Origin of the sequence: Acidovorax sp. JHL-9, from assembly GCF_000426205.1 — a bacterium.
Taxonomy (GTDB): domain Bacteria; phylum Pseudomonadota; class Gammaproteobacteria; order Burkholderiales; family Burkholderiaceae_C; genus Acidovorax; species Acidovorax soli.
In genome coordinates, this window is the sequence record NZ_KE384507.1 from 52,605 (window position 1) to 70,973 (window position 18,369).

Genomic DNA, 18,369 nt, shown 5'->3' on the forward strand with positions numbered 1-18,369 from the left:
AGGCGCGGTCCGTCCACCGGACCCATAATGGGGAAATCATGCTGATCGACTTCTTCTACACCCTGCGCGCTGCCAAGCTGCCGGTTTCGGTCAAGGAATACCTCACCCTGCTCGAAGCCCTGCAGGCCGGCGTGGTGGGTCCCAAGTCGGACGACGCCTGGAGCCTGGACGACTTCTACAGCCTCTCGCGCCTCACGCTGGTCAAGGACGAGAAGCACTACGACAAGTTCGACCGGGCCTTCGGCGCCTACTTCAAGGGCGTGGAGATGGTGGCCGACTTCACCAAGGAGATCCCGGCCGACTGGCTGCGCAAGATCCTGGAGAACGAACTCACGCCCGAGCAAAAGGCAGCCATCGAAAAGATGGGCTGGGACGAACTCATGGAGACGCTCAAGAAGCGCCTTGAAGAACAGAAAGAGCGCCACGAGGGCGGCAACAAGTGGATCGGCACGGGTGGCACCTCGCCCTTTGGCCACGGCGGCTACAACCCCCAGGGCATCCGGATTGGCGGCGCGGGCAAGAACAAGAGCGCCGTGAAGGTATGGGAGCAGCGCGCCTACAAGGACTACGACGACCAGCAGGAGCTGGGCACGCGCAACATCAAGGTGGCACTGCGCCGCCTGCGCAAGTTCGCGCGCGAGGGGCATGAGCTGGAGCTGGACCTGCCCGACACCATCCGCAGCACGGCGGCCAATGCGGGCTACCTGGACATCAAGATGGTGCCCGAGCGGCACAACAACGTGAAGGTGCTGCTGCTGATGGACGTGGGCGGCACCATGGACGAGCATATCCAGCGCGTGGAAGAGCTGTTCAGTGCCGTGAAGACCGAGTTCAAGCACCTGGAGTTCTATTACTTCCACAACTGCGTCTATGACTTCATGTGGAAGAACAACCGCCGCCGCTTCGCCGAGAAGTTCCCCACCTGGGACATCATCCGCAAGTACAACAAGGACTACAAGCTGATCTTCGTGGGCGACGCGACCATGAGCCCCTACGAGATATTGCAGCCCGGCGGCAGCGTGGAATACAACAACGAGGAAGCCGGCGCCGAGTGGATCCAGCGCCTCACGCACGCTTTCCCCAAGTTCGCCTGGATCAACCCCGAACCACAGGGTGTGTGGCAGTACCGCCAGAGCATCAGCATCATCCAGCAGCTCATCGGCAACCGCATGTACCCTTTGTCACTCAAGGGGCTGGAGGAAACCATGCGGCTGCTGTCAAAATAAGCGCATGCCCATTGCGCCTCCAACGCCGGCCCGATGGCCGGCGTTGCTGTTTTTCTGCGTGGTATGCCTGCAAGGCTGCAGCCTCCTGCCACTGGGCGAACAAGGTGCCGCCGCAGATGCCGCCTCCGCTCCCGTCACCGACCGTTCCGCCCTGCCCGCATTCACGCTCGAGGTGAATGCACCCGATGGCGTGCGCGAGACCCTGGAGCGCCATCTGGAGCTGCAGCGTTTTCGCAACCTTACCGACCTGCAGGATGGCGAGTTGCAGCGCCTGCTGGCCGCCGCCGACGCCAACGCGCGTGAGCTGCTGGGCACGCTGGGCTACTTTGCCCCCACCATCACGGTGGTGATGACCGACACCCCGGGCAGCAGCGCCGCCTTGCGCGCCGTGGCGGTGACGGTAGAGCCCGGACCGCAAACCCGCATTGCCAGCACGCGCATCACCGTGGCCGAGCGCACCGACGAAGGCACAGACAACCGCGCACGCCGGCAAGAGAGCTTGCAGCGCAACTGGTCGCTCCAGCCCGGCGAGCCCTTCACCCAGTCGGCCTGGGACAGCGCCAAGACCGACGGCCTGCGCCAGCTGCAGGTGCGACGCTACCCCACGGCCCACATCGCACAAAGCCGGGCCGAGGTGGATGCCGACGCCCACCAGGCGGCGCTGAGCGTGACCTACGACACCGGCCCCGCCTACCGCTTCGGCCCCCTGAGGGTGCAGGGCAGCGAACGCTACGACCCCGATGGCGCACGGCGCCTGGCCCGCCTGCCCACCGGCGCCTTCTATGACGAGGCCGCGCTGATGGATGCGCAGCTGCGCTTGGCCAGCAGCGGTTATTACGACGCCGTGTTCCTCACGCTCGACACCGAAGGCACCGACCCGCAAGCCGCCCCCGTGGTGGCGCAGGTGCGCGAGGCGCGGCTGCAAAAACTGGTGTTTGGCGCCGGCCTGTCCACCGACAGCGGCCCGCGCCTTTCGATGGACCACATCCACAACCAGCTGCCCGGCCTGGGCTGGCGTGCGGTCAGCAAGCTGTCGCTGGACCGCGAGACCAAGCTGGCGGGCACCGAGTGGACCGACCTGCCCGACGAGAATGGCTGGCGCTGGTTTGTCTCGGCCCAGGGGCAACGCGAAACCACGGGCGACTACGAGGTCAACAGCGCGCGCCTGCGCACCGGCCGCAGCAAAAGCAGCACGCGCATCGACCGCAACTATTTTCTGCAGTACGACTACGCCAACAGCCAGGGCCTGAACGCTCCGTCCTCGGCCACGGCGCTGACCCTGAACTATGGCTGGACGGGCCGCTATTTCAACAGCACCGTGGCGCCCACGCGCGGGCACGGGCTGGCGGTGGAACTGGGGGCGGGCACCACGTTCACCCCGGAGCGCGACCCCTTTGTGCGCACGCTGCTGCGCTGGCAAGCGTTCCTTGCAGCGGGCCGCGTGCAGGCCGAAACCGGTGGCGCACGCAATGCCCGCGTTGCCCTGCGGGCCGAAGCCGGCACCGTGCTGGCACGCCAGGCCGCGCAGATCCCGGTGACCCAGCTTTTCCTGACCGGCGGCGACACCACCGTGCGCGGCTATGGCTACCGCGCCATCGGCGCCCGCACCGAGAACAAACAGCTCTTTGGCGGCCGCTACCTGGCCCTGGCCAGCGCCGAATGGCAACGCCCCATTGTTTACAACGGCGCCATGACCGACTGGGAGAGCGCGCTGTTCGTCGATGCCGGCGCCGTGGCCGATCGCGTGGGCGACATGGCCCCCCGCGTCGGCGTGGGCGCCGGTGTGCGCTGGCGCAGCCCGGTGGGCCCGCTGCAGGCCGACCTGGCCTATGGCGTGCAGGCAAAGCAGCTGCGGCTGCATCTGCGCCTGGGGTTCAGCTTCTGATGCGCCACAAGCCACCAGCCCGGCGCGCACCCCCGGCAGACTTTTCGGCGGGCGGTGCCACGCCATCCACTGCGCCCGCGCGTGGCCTGTGGGCGCACCAGGCACTGTGCCTCACGGGCTGGCTGCTGGTGTGCCTGTGCGCCCTGGTGCTGGCAGCCGGCACGCTGGCCTGGTGGTGGTCGGGCCGCGACAGTTCCCTGGCGACCCTGCTGGCACGCGCAGCCCTGTACCTGCCCGCCGGCCAGACGCTGGAAAGCCGCGAGGTGAGCGGCTCGCTGCGCAGCGGTGGCCGCATCGGCTGGCTGCGCTGGAGCAGCCCCGCACTGCGCGTGGAAGTCAGCGATGCCCGGGTGGGCTGGCAGCTGGCGCCCTTGCTGCAGCGCCGCCTGGAGCTGGGCGAGGTGCATGCCGCCCACCTGGCGATCACCCCGCTGGGCCCGCCGAGCGCTGAACCCCCGACCCCGCTCGACACACTGCTGCTGCCGCTGCAGATCGGCCTGCCCTTTCGCATTGACCGCCTGCAGTGGGCTGGCACACCGGCCGTCGAAGCAACGGGGCTGGTGGGCGACTACCGCTTTGACGGGCGCCAGCACCACCTGGCGATAGGCGAGGTGGCGCTGGCCCAGGGCCGCTACACCGCCCGCGCCACCCTGGACGCCCAGGCCCCCATGGCGCTCGACGCCACGGTGGATGGCAATGTGTACCAAGCCGTCCCCGGCAGCGGCACCAGCGTGCAGGTGCAGGCCCACGCCACGCTCCAGGGCACGCTGTCCGGCCCGGCGGCGCAATTGCAGCTGGAGGCCCGTTTGCGCCCTGTCGCACAGACAGCCCAGAATACGCCACAGCCCGCCAAAGCCGCCACGCCCGAAGCCATGCAGGCCGACCTGCAGGCCACCCTGGCCCCGTGGGCGCCCCAGCCGGTGCGACAGGCGCGCGCCACGCTGCGTGCCGTCAACCTGGCCACGCTGTGGCCCCAGGCCCCCGCCACGCGGCTGCACGGCACGCTGCAGGCCGGCCCCACGGTGGCGCCGGCGGCCTCGGGCTGGGCCGTGCAAGCGCAGATCCAGAATGCGCTGGCAGGCCCGTGGGACCAATCGCGCCTGCCGCTCACTGCCCTCGCGGCCAGCGCCACCTGGGATGGCACGCGCTGGAGTGTTCCCGGCGCCACGGCCAGCGTGGGCCAGGGCACGGCCACCCTGCAGGGCCACTACACACCCGCCACCGGCGCCATCGACGCGCAAGCCCAGCTGCGCCAACTGCCCCCCGAGGCACTGCACTCGGCACTGGCCGCCGCACCCCTGTCCGGCAGCGTGGTGGCGCAAACCCAGGGCAAGGGCGGCATGGCCTTCACGGCCGACATCGGGGCCGGCCAGGCCCGCGCGCCGCGTGGCCCTGCACTGCGCATCAACACCCTGCAGGCCAGGGGGCAATGGCAGGCACAGGAAGGCGGAGGAACCGTGCGGCTGGATCGCCTGCTGGTCGATGCCATGCAGGCGCGGCTGCAGGCCACCGGGCTGCAGGTGGCGCTGGGCGCCATTGCCGTGCAAGGGCAACTGCAGCTCACGGTACCCGGCGCCAGCGCCCAGGCCCAGGGGACGCTAGCGCCCCGCTCCGGCGCCGGAGATCTGCAGGTACAGTGGACCGACGCCGACCGCACCCAGCGCTGGCTGGCCCAGCTGCCGGGCCTGTCCAAGGCCCTGCAAGGCGCAACGCTCAAGGGCCAGGCGCAACTGGCCAGCCGCTGGACGGGCGGCTGGCAAAGCCTGGCAGAGCAACTGCAGGCCGCCCGGGAGGGCAAGTCGCCGCCTGCGGACAAGGCCCCGTTCACGCTGCAGGCCACGCTGTCAGCCCCGCAATTCGACCTGGCCCTGCCGCCGGGCAACGGCACCACCGCAGTGCCCACCTCCGTGCAGATGCAATCGCTGCAGGCGCAGCTGTCGGGCTCGCTGGCGCAGGCCACGCTGGCACTGGACGGCCAGCTGCGCACGGGCCCGCTGCAGACCACACTGCACGCCCGCGTGGCGGGCGGGCTGGCATCCGCCGGGCCATGGAAGGTGCAGGTGCACACGCTGCGGGTGCAGGTGCAAGACACCCGACGCCCCGGCCCCTGGACCCTGGCGCTTGCCGAGCCCCTGGAACTGACGGCGCAGTTCGGCCCCGTCGCCGGCGCACCCGGCAGGGTGGCACTGCAGGCGGCGGCCGGTCTGGCCCGCCTCACCGGCCCGCTGCCCGGCAGCGTGGCGCTGCAATGGCAGCCCCTGCGTTACCAGTCAGGGCCCGGCCCGGCAATGCGCCTGCAAAGCCAGGGCCGCCTGCAAGGCCTGCCCTTTGCCTGGCTGGATGCCCTCGGGCTGGAAGGCGCGCCGGCCGTGGCCGGCCAGCCGGTGCAGCCGCTGCTGGCCCGCCTGGGCCTGGGCGGCGACATGCTGCTGGAAGGCCAATGGAACGTGGATGCCGGCACCACCCTGCGCGCCCAGGCCAGCCTGCGGCGCACCAGCGGCGACCTGCACATCCTCGCGGGCGAGGCCACCCCGGTCACGGTGCTGCAAAGCAGCGGCCAGGGCACCGGCGCGGGCAGCCCCACTGCCATCACCGCTCCCCCGCGCGGCAGCCGCGCCGGTGTGCGCCAGGCCGAGCTGACGCTGGAGGCCGAGGGCCAGGCCCTGCGCGCACGCCTGCTCTGGGCCAGCGAGCGCGCCGGCGAGATCGACGCCAGCGCCAGCACCCGCCTCACCCTGGGCGAGTCACTGGCGGATGCCACCTGGGCGCCCGACGCACCGCTGGCCGCCAGCGTGGGCGCCCGCCTGCCCGACGTGGGTGTGTGGTCTGCCCTGGCCCCGCCGGGCTGGCGCGTGCGCGGCACCCTCGATGCCAACGCCACCCTGTCGGGCACGCGCAACGCCCCCCGCTGGGCTGGCACGCTGGGCGCGGATGGCCTGGCCGTGCGCTCCGTCGTCGATGGCGTGGATCTGCAGAACGGCCAGCTGCGCGCCACGCTGCGGGACAACCAGCTGGAGCTGACCACATTGCGCCTGCAGGGCGGGCGCGGCAGCAACGCACGCATTGCGGGTTTCAGCGGCAACCGCACACCCGCGCCGCAAGACGGCGGCACCCTCACCGGCTCGGGCCGCCTCACCTGGGACGAGCCCGGCGCAGGCCTGTCGGGCCTGGCCATGGACATCACGGCCGAGGCCCGCGCACTGCAGGTGCTGGTGCGCGCCGACCGCCAGGTCAGCGTGTCGGGCCAGGTGCAGGCGCAGTTGCAGCAAGGCCAGTTCAGCCTGCGCGGCAAACTCACCACCGACCGCGCCACCATCATCCTGCCCGACGAATCGGCGCCCCGCTTGGGCTCGGACGTGGTGGTGCGCTCGGCCGCCAAAGACCGCGAAGACCAGGCCAGGGCCCAGGCGGCCGGCCGCGCCCACCAGAAAGCGGCGCAGGCCGAAACCACCCGGCCGCCCGCCGTGGCCATCACCCTCAACCTGGGTCGCGACTTCGCACTGCAGGGCCAGGGCATCACCACCCGCCTCACCGGCGAGCTGGACATCCGCAGCAGCACCGTGCCCGGCGCCCCGCCCCGCGTGACCGGCGAGGTGCGCACCGACGCAGGCCGCTACCGCGCCTGGGGCCAGATGCTGGACGTGGAAACGGGCCTGATCCGCTTCAACGGCCCCTACAACAACCCCGCGCTCGACATCCTGGCGCTGCGCCCCAACATCAGCATGCGCGCCGGGGTGCAGGTCACCGGCACGGCCCTGGCGCCGCGCGTGCGGCTGTATTCCGACCCCGAACTGCCCGACGCCGAAAAGCTCTCCTGGGTGGTGCTGGGCCGCGACACGGCCAACGGCGGTGCCGAGGCCGCCGTGCTGCAGCAGGCGGCCCTGGCCCTGCTGGGCCGCGGCGGCGGTAGCGGCAACCCCACCGCCCAGGTGGCCAGCCGCCTGGGGCTGGACGAGATCGGCTTCAAGGGCCCCGGCGCGGGCGAAGACGCCGCCAGCGCCGCGCTGACCTTCGGCAAGCGCCTGTCCAAGGACATGTACGTGACCTACGAGCGCAGCCTGTCGGGCACGCTGGGCACGCTCTACATCTTTTATGACCTCTCGCGCCGCCTCACGCTGCGCGGCCAGACGGGCGAAAAAAGCGCGGTGGACATCATCTACACCGTGCGCTACGACTGATCCGGGCGCACCTTGACAAGTCAAATACGGCCTTGACGCTCTTGCAGAAAGCGCTACCAGCTATCAATACAGAAGCACCAGAGCGCGTACAATCCGCGCCTGCTTGCTCCTCGTAGTTCAATGGATAGAACGAGTGCCTCCTAAGCGCTAGATACAGGTTCGATTCCTGTCGAGGGGACCAGGCTTGCTTCGAAAGTTTCGCGATGGAATTGGCCCCAAGCGCTGAATCCACTAGCGCATCCAGCGATCAGAATCACAGCGATCGCCGCCCATGGCGAGTCTGGCCACGGCACCTCCAGCGCACACTCCCTGCGCGCGGATCGCCCCCTACAGCTGGAACCCCACCGCCCGCACCACGCCCTCGGCGATATCGCGCAACCACGACGGCTGGCGCGCAGGGTGCGGCTGGGCCGTGGCGATCTGGCGAGCGCACCAGTCGGACAGCCATTGCACCTGCGCGCGCTCGTAAAAGGCCGTCATGCTTTCGTAGTTGAGGAACAGGCTGCGCGCATCCAGGTTCAGCGAACCAGTGAGCGCCATGCTGTCGTCGATGAGCACCGCCTTGGCATGCACCATGCCGGGAGCCAGCCACACCTGCGCGCCCGCGGCGGCCAGCTGGCGCAGTGCGCGTTCGCGGGCCCAGTCGGCCAGGCGGTGGTTGGAGCGGGCGGGCACGATCAGGTGCACCTGCACCCCGCGCCGGCAGGCAATGCACCAGGCGTCGAGCAAGGCTTCGTCGGGCACGAAATACGGGGTGATCGCCACGATGCGCCGCTGCGCGTGGTAGGCCGCCGTGAGCAGCAGGGCATAGGCGGTGTCATCGGGCTGGTCGGGGCCGCTGGGCACCCACTGGGCCAGCGCACCGCCGGGCGGGCCGGCCAGCGCATGGCGCGGAGGCGGCAGATGGCGGGTAAAGCGCACGCGGCCCGTGGCCGCGCGCCAGTCGGCCCGGAACTGCGCCTGGGCCAGCGCGGCCAGCGGGCCTTCGACATCGAAGCTCAGGTCCAGCCATGCGGGCCTGTCCGGGCGGTCCACAAAGTATTCGCTGGCCAGGTTGCGCCCACCGCTCCACAGGCGTGCCCCGTCGGCCACGGCCATCTTGCGGTGGTTGCGCAAATTGGTGCGCCCCCGCATGGGGTTGTGCAGCATGGGCATGAAGCGGCGCACCTGCACGCCCTGGCGGCTGAGCTGGCGCAGCATGGCGGCCGGGGTGTGCCAGCTGCCCACGGCATCCAGCAGCAGCCGCGTGGCCACGCCGCGCTGGGCGCACCGCGCCAGGGCCTGGGCCACGCGCGCGCCCACCGCATCGTGGCCGAAGACAAAGGTGCACACATCCAGGCTGTGCTGGGCGGAATCGATGAGCGCCAGCAGGGCCTGCAGCGCCTCGGGGCCGTCTTCGTGGAAGTGGACACGGGCATTGCGCACCGCAGGCGCCAGGTCCATGCCCGCCAGCAGGCGCGTGGCCCAGGCCGGGCCCTCACCCGTCGCCGCAGGGCCGGCCACCGCCCCATCGCCAGGCCGATGGGGCTGGCGCAAGGGCCGCGCAAACTTGCGCGAACCCACCAGCAGGAACAAGGGCAGCGCCACATAGGGAAAAGCCACGATGCCCACCACCCACGCCAGCGCCGCCGAAGGATGGCGCCGCTGGTGGTCGATGCGGGTCAGCAGCACATACACCAGCAGGCCCGCCGCCACCACGATGGCGTGCCCCAGGCCCGACAGCAGCACCAGGCCGGTCATGCAGCCCCCAGGAGCCTGCGGGCCCATGTGGCAGCGCAGGCAAAACGCAGCCAATGGCCCCTTGCGACGCCTTGCGGAAAATCATCGGATGCCAGCAAACCCATGGCACCCGAGCATAGCGGGCGCGCAGGGCGGGCGCCATGCCCCGGCCCCCGGCGTGCTTCAGGTGCGGGCGCGCAGCGTGCGGCTGAGCAGGATCACCGGCACCAGCCCCACGGCCACCAGCGCCAGCGAAGGCAGAGCGGCCTCGCCCAGGCGTTCATCGCGCGCCAGCTGGTAGGCCACCACGGCCAGGGTGTCGCTGTTGAAGGGGCGCAGCACCATGGTGGCGGGAAGCTCCTTCATCACGTCCACGAACACCAGCAGCGCCGCAGCGGCGGTGGAGCGCCTGAGCAACGGCCAGTGCACGCGGGCCATCAGGCGGGCGCTGCCCGCGCCGAGCATGCGCGCCGAGTCGTCCAGGCTCGGTGGAATGCGCGCATAGCCGCTTTGCACCGACTGCAGCGCCACCGCGCAAAAGCGCACCAGGTACGCCCACACAATACCCACCGCCGTGGTGGTGACCAGCGCCGCCACACCCCACTGCGGCACGCGCGCCTGCAGCCAGCCCACCGGCAGCAGCAGGCCCACCACGATGACCGCGCCCGGCACGGCATAGCCCACGCTGGCCAGCCGCACCGCGCCGCGTGTCAGCAGGTCGGACTTGCGACGCACGGCAAAGGCCAGCGCCAAGGCCACGGCCACGGCCAGGCCGGCGGTGATGCCCCCCAGCCACACGCTGTTCCAGGCCCATTCGAGGAAACGGTCCCAGGGCAGCACCGACCAGTCGGACGCCAGCGGCCGCAGCATGAAGGCCACCGGCGCCACAAAGCCCATGAACACGGGCAGCGTGCACACGCCCCAGGCCAGGCCGCGCGCCAGGCCGCGCAGTGGCACGGGCTGGGCCTCGGTGGCGCCGGCGTGGCCGGTGCCCTTGGCGGTGAAGCGCATGCGCCGCTCGGCGCGGTGCTCCAGCCACAGCAGCAGCAGCACCAGGGCCAGCAGCATGGTGGACAACTGCGCGGCGGCAATGCGGTTGTCCATGGACAGCCAGGCCTTGATGATGCCGGTGGTGAAGGTCTGGATGCCGAAGTAGCTGGTCACGCCGAAGTCGGCCAGGGTTTCCATGAGGGCCAGTGCCACGCCAGCCGCCACGGCCGGGCGGGCCAGCGGCAACGCAATCGTGGCGATGCGCCGGGACAGTGGCGCTCCCAGCAGGCGTGCCGCCTCCATCAGGTGCGCCGCGCGCTCGCCCAACGCCGTGCGCGCCAGTAGATAGACATAGGGATAGAGCGAGAAGGTGAAGACCCAGATGGCGCCCCAGAGGCTGCGCACCTCGGGCAGCAGGCGCCCCTCCAGCCCGAAAGTTTCGCGCAGCGCCACCTGCAACGGCCCGCTGAACTGCAGAAAGTCAGTGTAGGCATAGGCCGTGACATAGGCCGGCATGGCCAGCGGCAGCAGCAGCAGCCACTCGAACGTGCGCCGACCCGGAAAATCAAACAGCGTGACCGCCGCCGCCGCCGCCGTGCCCACCACGGCCGCGCCCACCCCCACCCACAGACCCAGCCACAGCGTGGTCCACAGGTAGCGGGGCAGCACGGTGCTGGCCATCTCGCGCAGGATGGTGCCGGTATCGGCCTGCACCACGCCCCAGGGCAGCCACGACGCCAGCAGCGCCAAGACGGGCAAGGCCAGCAGGCCCACCAGCAGAATCAGCGGCAGGGTCGATAAAGAAAAGCGGGTGCGGGACACGGCAGGGAGCTCGGCAGATGAGGGAATGGCACGACCGGCCCACAGGGGCGTCCAGGAATGCAAATGCGAATTTTAAGCATTCGCCCCGCCCCACTAGAATCAAGCCATGTTTCTTGAGGTTTCCCAACTGGAAGTGCGTTACGCAGGCCGTTCCCAGGCGGCTGTCCAGGGCGTCACGCTGGGGCTGCATGCGGGCGATATCGGCGTGCTGATCGGCCCCTCGGGCTGCGGCAAGACCACGCTGCTGCGCGCCGTGGCGGGACTGGAGCCGGTATCGGCCGGCGAGATCCGCCTGAAGCACCAGCTGGTGGGCAGCGCGCACCTGAACATGCCGCCCGAATCGCGGCGCATCGGCATGGTGTTCCAGGATTACGCCCTGTTCCCGCACCTGAGCGTGGAGCGCAACGTGGCCTTCGGCATCCACCAGCTGCCCCGGGCCGAACAGGCTGCGCGCGTGGCCGAGGCCCTGCAACTGGTGGGGCTGGAAGGCAGCGGCGCGCGCTTTCCGCACGAGCTTTCGGGCGGTCAGCAGCAACGCGTGGCGCTGGCGCGGGCCCTGGCCCCGCGCCCGCAGCTCATGCTCTTGGACGAACCATTTTCCAACCTCGATGTCGATCTGCGCGAGCGCCTGGCGCACGAGGTGCGCGACATCCTCAAGGCCGCCGGGGCCACGGCGCTGTTCGTCACGCACGACCAGTTCGAAGCCTTTGCGATCGGCGATGTGATTGGCGTCATGCACGAAGGCCACCTGCACCAGTGGGACGATGCGTACACCCTCTACCATCGGCCGGCCACGCGCTTTGTGGCCGACTTCATCGGCCACGGCGTCTTCACCCCCGCCACGCTGGTGCAGCGCGGCAACAACGTGGTGGCGCACACCCCGCTGGGCGACCTGACCGATCTGACCGAATGCCCCCTGCCCGCCAGCTACCCCGGCGGCGAATGCGATGTGCTGCTGCGCGCCGACGATGTGGTGCATGACGACCACGCACCCGTGCAGGCGCAGATTCTGCGCAAGTCGTTTCGCGGCTCGGAGTTCCTGTACACGCTGCGCCTGGCCAGCGGCCAGACCCTGATGGCCCATGTGCCCAGCCACCACAACCACGCCGTGGGCGAGTGGATTGGCATCCGGGCGCAGGTCGATCACGTGGTCACGTTTGCGCGCGACTGACGGTTGTTTCAAACCAGGTCGGCCGAAAACGCCTGTCTGCAGAACGCCCACAGCTCTCAAGTAAGCAAAGCGACCACCCCAAGCGAAGCAACGCGGCGATCGCGCAGATAGTGCATCCGCCTCAAGCCTGGCGCAGGCGGCCCACGGTGTCGTGCAGGTGCTGCGTCCACTCGCGCCGGTCCCGGCCGCCGGCCTGCTCGGGCACGCCGTAGTGCACCACCGCCTCGATCGCGGGCGCGCGCAGGGTGCGCCAGATGGAACCCACCAGGGTTTCGTCGCCGATGTAGCTGGGCGCGAAGCTGGTCACACCCCGCACCTTGTCGACAAAGCGCAGGCCCACCGGCTGCACGAAGGCGTTGGCCGTCACCGCCGCCTGCAGCAGATTGGCATGGAACGGCAGCATGGCCCGCCCGTCGCCCGTCGTGCCTTCCGGAAACACCGCCAGCACCTCCCCGCGCTCCAGCGCCTCGTGCATGGAGCGCACCATGCGCAGCGCATCGCGGCGCGAGTTGCGTTCGATGTACAGGGTGCCCGCAGCAGTGGCCAGCGTGCCGACCAGCGGCCAGGCCTGCACATCCGATTTGGAGACAAAACGGCAATGCCGCGCCGCGTGCATGACCGGGATGTCGAGCCATGAGAGGTGGTTGGCCACCAGCATCACCGGCCCGCCCACGGGCGGTGTGCCCAGAATGCGCAGCGACACGCCCGCACGGACCAGCAGCTGCATGGACCAGGCTTGCACGCGGGCATGCTGCTGGTCGGGCGACAGCGCGGGAAAGCGCACCGCCACGATCACCAGGCCCTTGAGAATGTGGCCCAGCACACGCAGCAGGCGCCAGCAGGCGCGCAGATCCCTCATGCCACCTCAGCCCCGTTCAAATGCGACTTGGCCGCCCACCAGCGTGGCGCGCACCTGGCCCGGCAGCTCGTAGCCCGAAAACGGCGTGTGCTTGCCCTGGCTGCGCAGCGCGTCGTCCTGCACGGTCCACGCGGCCTGGGGGTCGAGGATGCACAGGTCGCCCACGCCGCCCTCGACGATCTGGCCCACGCTGGCCTGCAGGGTGCCCAAAGCGCTGCCCAGCACCCGCGCCGGCTCGGAAGTGACCGTGGCCAGGGCGCGCACGAGCGGCACGCCGCTGTCCTGCGACCACTTGAGCGCCAGCGACAGCAGCAGCTCCAGCCCGGTGGCGCCGGGCTCTGCCTCGGCAAACGGCAGGGTCTTGGCGTCTTCATCGACGGGCGTGTGGTCGGACACCAGCGCATCGATGGTGCCATCGGCCAGCGCGGCGTGGAGCGCATCGCGGTCGCGCTGCTGGCGCAGCGGAGGCGACAGGCGGGCGCGGCTGTCGAAGAAGCCGATGTCCACATCCGTGAGGTGCAGCGAGTTGATGCTCACATCGGCCGTGACCTTGAGGCCCTCGGCCTTGGCGCGGCGCAGCAGCTCCACGCCGGCGGCGCTGCTGATGCGGCACAGGTGCACGCGGGCGCCGGTGGTCTTGAGCAGCTCGAAGATGGTGTGCAGCGCAATGGTCTCGGCCGCCACGGGCACACCCGACAGGCCCAGGCGCGTGGCCAGCGGGCCGCTGGCGGCCACGCCCTTGCCCAGGTGCATCTCTTGCGGGCGCAGCCACACGGTGTAGCCAAAGGTGGCTGCGTACTGCAGCGCGCGCTGCAGCACCTGCGTGCTGGCCAGGGGCACCTCGGCCTGGCCAAAGCCCACGCAGCCCGATTCGGTGAGCTCGGCCATCTCGGTCAGCACCTCGCCCACCAGGCCGCGCGTGAGCGCGCCCAGGGGGAACAGGCGCGACTGGTGCAGCTTCTCGGCGCGGAACTTGAGCATTTCCACCAGGCCGGGCTCGTCGAGCACGGGGTCGGTGTCGGGCGGACAGACCAGGCTGGTCACGCCACCAGCCACGGCCGCCGCCATTTCGGATTCGAGCATGCCTTCGTGCTCATGGCCGGGCTCGCGCAGGCGCGCGGCCAGGTCCACTAGGCCGGGCAAGACGATGCAGCCTGCGGCATGGATGGTGCGATTGGGCGCAAAGTCGGGCGGCACGCGGTTCATCCCGACGATGCGGCCCGCTGCCAGCGCGATGTCGCAGGTCTGGTCGAAGCCCGAGGCGGGGTCGATCACACGGCCATTCTGGATCAGGATTTTCATGATTTCAAGCCAAATTGGCCACCAGCACCTAATGGATAAGCGCTAGCAGCTATGAAACAAGTAGCAATTACTTCACCCACATGCACGTCAGCCGCTGCCTGCACCCCAGCAAGAGCCATGCGAGTGCCACCGTGGAGCCGGCTTTGCCGGGCCAGGGGTGGCGTCCCCCCGTGGGGGGATGACGCGAAGCGGCTCAGAGGGGTCACGCTTCGTTACCGGCCACGATGGACATGACGGCCATGCGCACGGCAATACCGAAAGTGACCTGCGGCAGGATCACGCTCTGCTTGCCATCGACCACGGCGGAGTCGATCTCGACACCACGGTTGATGGGGCCAGGGTGCATCACGATGGCATCGGGCTTGGCCAGTTGCAGCTTTTCGGGCGTGAGGCCGAAGCTCTTGAAGTACTCCTGGCTGGACGGCAGCATCGCGCCGCTCATGCGCTCGTTCTGCAGGCGCAGCATGATGACCACGTCGGCATCCTTGATACCCTCCTCCAGCGTGTGGCATACGCGCACGCCCATCTGCGCCATGTCGGACGGCACCAGCGTGCGCGGGCCCACCACGCGCACCTCGGGGCAGCCCAGCGTGGTCAGGCCATGGATGTCCGAGCGCGCCACGCGCGAATGCAGCACATCGCCGACGATGGCCACGGTGAGGTTGCTGAAATCTTTTTTGTAGTGGCGGATGGTGTACATGTCCAGCAGCCCCTGCGTGGGGTGGGCATGCCGGCCATCGCCCGCATTGATCACATGCACATGGGGCGCCACATGCTGGGCAATGAGGTAGGGCGCGCCCGATTCGCTGTGCCGCACCACAAACAGGTCGGCCGCCATGGCCGAGAGGTTGGCGATGGTGTCGAGCAGCGACTCGCCCTTGGCTGCCGAGCTGCGCGCGATGTCGAGGTTGAGCACATCGGCCGACAGGCGCTTGGCCGCGATCTCGAAGGTGGTGCGCGTGCGCGTGCTGTTCTCGAAGAACAGGTTGAACACGCTCTTGCCGCGCAGTAGCGGCACCTTCTTGACCTCGCGGTCGTTGACGCTGACGAAGTTGGCGGCCGTATCGAGGATGTGCGTGACGATGTCGCGCGGCAGGCCTTCGATGGACAGCAGGTGGATGAGTTCGCCGTTGTCGTTGAGTTGGGGATTGCGCTTGTGCAGCACGGTCAGGCCTCTTTGACTTGGAATTGGAAGGTGCCGCTGTCGTCGCGCGCCAGGGCCAGCGACTGCGCTGCGGGCAGCGCCACGCGGGCGGCGGCAAAGTCGGCCTGCACGGGCAGCTCGCGCCCGCCCCGGTCCACCAGCACGGCCAGGCGCACGCTGGCAGGGCGGCCGTAGTCGAACAGCTCATTGAGGACAGCGCGGATGGTGCGGCCGGTGTAGAGCACGTCGTCGAGCACCAGCACATCCGAGCCGTTCACGTCGAAGGGCAGCGCGGTCTGCGCACTGGCCGACAGGCCGCGCTGGGCAAAGTCGTCGCGGTGCATCACCGAGGACAGCACGCCGGGCGGGCCGGCCAGGCCCAGGTCTTTCTGCAGACGCTCGGCCAGCCAGGCGCCGCCCGATGCAATGCCCGCCAGGCGCGTGGTGGGGGTGAGCATGCTGCGCACGCCGCGCAGCAGTTCGCGGTACAGCGCCTCGGCGTCGAGCACGAGGCTGCCCCCGCTGGCGTGGGAGGGAGTGTTCATGGAAGATTCCTCAAAAACTGTTCCAGGATGATGCAGGCCGACGCTGCGTCGGCGTCCCTGGCACCGCCCGCGATGGCCTCGGTGGTGCTGTAGCGTTCGTCCACCTCGAACACCGAGAGGCCAAAGCGGCCACGCAACTGGCGACCGAACTTGAGCGCACGCTCGGTGTTTTCGTGGCTCGCGCCATCAGGGTGGTACGGCACGCCGATCACCAGGGCGTCGGGTTGCCATTCCTTGATGCGCTGCGCCACCTGCACGAAGCGGGCATCGCCCTCGGCCTTGATGGTGGCCTGCGGCGTGGCGCTGCGCAGCATCCGGTTGCCCGTGGCCACGCCCGTGCGCTTGAGGCCAAAATCGAAAGCAAGAAAGGTCTGAAAATGCGCAGGAACAGCGGGCTGAACGGGCAAGCCGGTCATGCGTGCCCCGCCTCGGGCGACAGCATCCAGGCCTGCAGGCCCAGCAGCGACAGGGCCCGGTCGTAGCGCTCGGGCACGGGGGTGTCGAAGATCACCGACAGATCGGCCGCCACGGTGAGCCAGGCGTTTTCGGCCAACTCCGATTCGAGCTGGCCCTCACCCCACGACGAATAGCCGAGCGTGATGAGCACGCGGCGGGGGCCTGCGCCGGTGGACAGGGCTTCGAGCACATCCTTGGAAGTGGTCATCTCCAGGCCGCCAGGAATGGTCATGGTGGAGGCATAGGCCGACTCGTCGGTTTCGGCCTTGTCCATGAGCATGGGCTCATGCAGCACAAAGCCGCGCTCGGTCTGCACCGGCCCGCCCTGGAACACCGGTTCCCGGGTGAGATCTTCGCGCCGCAGCGACAGATCCACCTTGTCAAAAAGGCTCTTGAGCGTGATGTCCGAGGGCTTGTTGATGATGAGGCCCAGCGCACCGCGTTCGCTGTGCTCGCACAGGTAAATGACGCTGCGCGAGAAAGACTCATCCTCCAGACCGGGCATCGCGATCAGGAAGTGATGCGTCAGGTTGATGGGCGCAGAATCGAAAGACATATTCCAATTTTAACGGCGAACATGGCGCCCTCCTCCGAGCCTTCTTACCCCAGCGGTCTTGTCTGGTTCCGGCGCGACCTGCGCGCGCACGACCAGGCGGCACTGTACCGCGCACTCACGCAGTGCCAGCAGGTGTATTGCACCTTTGTTTTTGACCGCGAGATCCTGGATACCCTCCCGCGGGCGGACCGGCGGGTCGCGTTCATCCGCGCGTCACTGGTCGAACTCGATGCATCACTGCGCGCGCTCTCTGGCCACACGCAGGGTGGCCTGATCGTGCTGCACGCAGTGGCCAGTGACGCCATTCCGGCCTTGGCCGAAAGCCTGGGCGTGCAGGCCGTGTTTGCCAACCACGATGACGAGCCCCAGGCCCTGGAACGCGACAGCCTCGTACGCACGCGGCTGGCCGCTGCCGGACGGGCTTTCCACACCTTCAAGGACCACACCCTGCTGGAGCGCAGCGAGGTGCTGGCGCAGACCGGCAAGCCGTACAGCGTGTTCACGCCCTACAAGAACGCCTGGCTCAAGAAAATCGACGCGTTCCAGCTGAAAAGCTACCCCGTGGAGCGCCATGCGCACCGCCTGGCACCGCGCCCGCTGGAACACTGCCAACCCGTCCCGGCGCTGGCCTCGCTGGGGTTCGAGGCCACGGCCCTGTCGCAGCTCCAACTGCCCCCGGGTGCCAGCGGCGCGCAGCAGCTGTTCGACGATTTCCTTGGCCGCATCGGTCGGTACGACGACACGCGCAATTTTCCCGCCATCAAGGGCCCCAGCTATCTCAGCGTGCACCTGCGCTTTGGCACCCTCTCGCCACGCCTGCTGGCGCGCACCGCGCACCGCTTGATGCAGGAGGGCAGCCCGGGCGCCACTACCTGGCTCAGCGAGCTGATCTGGCGGGACTTCTACTTTCAGATCCTGCACCACCACCCCCATGTGGTGGGCCACAGCTTCAAGCCGGCCTACGACGCCATCCAGTGGGAATCAGGCCCCGGGGCCGACGCCCTGTTTGCCGCCTGGTGCGAGGGCCGCACCGGGTATCCGCTGGTGGATGCGGCCATGGCCCAGATCAACCAGACCGGCTACATGCACAACCGCCTGCGCATGGTGGCGGCGAGTTTTCTGGTCAAGGACTTGGGGCTGGACTGGCGCCGGGGCGAGGCCTACTTTGCCAGGCACCTCAATGACTTTGACCTGGCCGCCAACAACGGCGGCTGGCAATGGGCCAGCTCCAGCGGCTGCGACGCACAGCCCTACTTTCGCATCTTCAACCCGGTCAGCCAGAGCGAGAAGTTCGACCCGGAGGGCAAATTCATCCGCCGCTACCTGCCGCAGCTGGCACGGCTGCCGAACGCGGCCTTGCATGCCCCTTGGCTGGCCCGCCCGCTGGAGCTGGCGGAAGCAGGCGTGGTGCTGGGCAAGACCTACCCGGAACCTGTGGTGGATCATGACGGCGCCAGACAGCGCACGCTGCAGCGCTATGCAGTCGTCAAAGCGGGATGATGGCCCATCGTGGGCC

13 protein-coding genes and 1 tRNA gene are annotated in these 18,369 nt (G+C 69.3%); 6 read left to right on the top strand and 8 right to left on the bottom strand.

Annotated features, from left to right (window positions below; genetic code table 11):
• Window positions 1-38 precede the first annotated feature (38 nt).
• The 4 genes from K225_RS0119405 to K225_RS0119420 all read left to right on the top strand — a co-directional run bounded on the left by K225_RS0119405 (window position 39) and on the right by K225_RS0119420 (window position 7,470).
• The gene (locus K225_RS0119405) at window positions 39-1,226 is read left to right on the top strand and encodes a VWA domain-containing protein (protein WP_026437861.1); all 1,188 of its coding nucleotides are present in this window, start codon (window positions 39-41) and stop codon (window positions 1,224-1,226) included.
• A 4-nt stretch (window positions 1,227-1,230) separates the two neighbouring features.
• Window positions 1,231-3,111 (top strand): autotransporter assembly complex family protein, encoded by a 1,881-nt coding sequence (locus tag K225_RS0119410; RefSeq protein WP_026437862.1) that lies wholly within the window; start codon window positions 1,231-1,233, stop codon window positions 3,109-3,111.
• Window positions 3,111-7,289 carry a translocation/assembly module TamB domain-containing protein gene (locus tag K225_RS0119415; protein WP_026437863.1) on the top strand — a complete coding sequence of 1,393 codons (4,179 nt, stop codon included), beginning with the start codon at window positions 3,111-3,113 and terminating at the stop codon, window positions 7,287-7,289. Before K225_RS0119410 ends, K225_RS0119415 begins: the two co-directional genes overlap by 1 nt.
• 106 nt (window positions 7,290-7,395) lie before the next feature.
• Window positions 7,396-7,470: transfer RNA gene (locus K225_RS0119420), tRNA-Arg, on the top strand.
• A 146-nt stretch (window positions 7,471-7,616) separates the two neighbouring features.
• Here the strand turns inward: K225_RS0119420 and K225_RS0119425 are convergent.
• Entirely contained in the window at window positions 7,617-9,029 is a 1,413-nt protein-coding gene (locus K225_RS0119425; protein ID WP_026437864.1) for a phosphatidylserine/phosphatidylglycerophosphate/cardiolipin synthase family protein, read from the bottom strand.
• 162 nt (window positions 9,030-9,191) lie between these two features.
• Window positions 9,192-10,820: an iron ABC transporter permease gene (locus K225_RS0119430; RefSeq protein WP_026437865.1), complete on the bottom strand. Its 1,629-nt coding sequence runs from the start codon at window positions 10,818-10,820 to the stop codon at window positions 9,192-9,194.
• A 106-nt stretch (window positions 10,821-10,926) separates the two neighbouring features.
• On the opposite strand from K225_RS0119430, the gene K225_RS0119435 reads away from it, so the two are divergent.
• Complete coding sequence (locus K225_RS0119435; protein WP_026437866.1) at window positions 10,927-11,991, top strand: ABC transporter ATP-binding protein; 1,065 nt, start codon at window positions 10,927-10,929, stop codon at window positions 11,989-11,991.
• A gap of 121 nt (window positions 11,992-12,112) precedes the next feature.
• On the opposite strand, the gene K225_RS0119440 is transcribed toward K225_RS0119435, so the two are convergent.
• The 6 genes from K225_RS0119440 to K225_RS0119465 form a co-directional block, all read right to left on the bottom strand.
• Window positions 12,113-12,850, bottom strand: a complete 738-nt coding sequence (locus K225_RS0119440; protein ID WP_026437867.1) for a 1-acyl-sn-glycerol-3-phosphate acyltransferase — start codon at window positions 12,848-12,850, stop codon at window positions 12,113-12,115.
• 6 nt (window positions 12,851-12,856) lie between these two features.
• Window positions 12,857-14,152, bottom strand: coding sequence for a dihydroorotase (locus K225_RS0119445; protein ID WP_026437868.1), 1,296 nt, complete (start codon window positions 14,150-14,152; stop codon window positions 12,857-12,859).
• Window positions 14,153-14,354: 202 nt separating this feature from the next.
• Entirely contained in the window at window positions 14,355-15,317 is a 963-nt protein-coding gene (locus K225_RS0119450) for an aspartate carbamoyltransferase catalytic subunit (RefSeq protein ID WP_026437869.1), read from the bottom strand.
• 2 nt (window positions 15,318-15,319) lie between these two features.
• Window positions 15,320-15,841 carry a bifunctional pyr operon transcriptional regulator/uracil phosphoribosyltransferase PyrR gene (gene pyrR, locus K225_RS0119455; protein ID WP_026437870.1) on the bottom strand — a complete coding sequence of 174 codons (522 nt, stop codon included), beginning with the start codon at window positions 15,839-15,841 and terminating at the stop codon, window positions 15,320-15,322.
• Window positions 15,838-16,257 (bottom strand): Holliday junction resolvase RuvX, encoded by a 420-nt coding sequence (ruvX, locus tag K225_RS0119460; protein WP_026437871.1) that lies wholly within the window; start codon window positions 16,255-16,257, stop codon window positions 15,838-15,840. Before ruvX ends, pyrR begins: the two co-directional genes overlap by 4 nt.
• Window positions 16,254-16,853 carry a YqgE/AlgH family protein gene (locus tag K225_RS0119465; RefSeq protein ID WP_026437872.1) on the bottom strand — a complete coding sequence of 200 codons (600 nt, stop codon included), beginning with the start codon at window positions 16,851-16,853 and terminating at the stop codon, window positions 16,254-16,256. The genes ruvX and K225_RS0119465 overlap by 4 nt, the downstream gene beginning before the upstream one ends.
• A 21-nt stretch (window positions 16,854-16,874) precedes the next feature.
• On the opposite strand from K225_RS0119465, the gene K225_RS0119470 reads away from it, so the two are divergent.
• Window positions 16,875-18,353, top strand: a complete 1,479-nt coding sequence (locus K225_RS0119470) for a deoxyribodipyrimidine photo-lyase (RefSeq protein ID WP_026437873.1) — start codon at window positions 16,875-16,877, stop codon at window positions 18,351-18,353.
• Window positions 18,354-18,369: the final 16 nt, after the last annotated feature.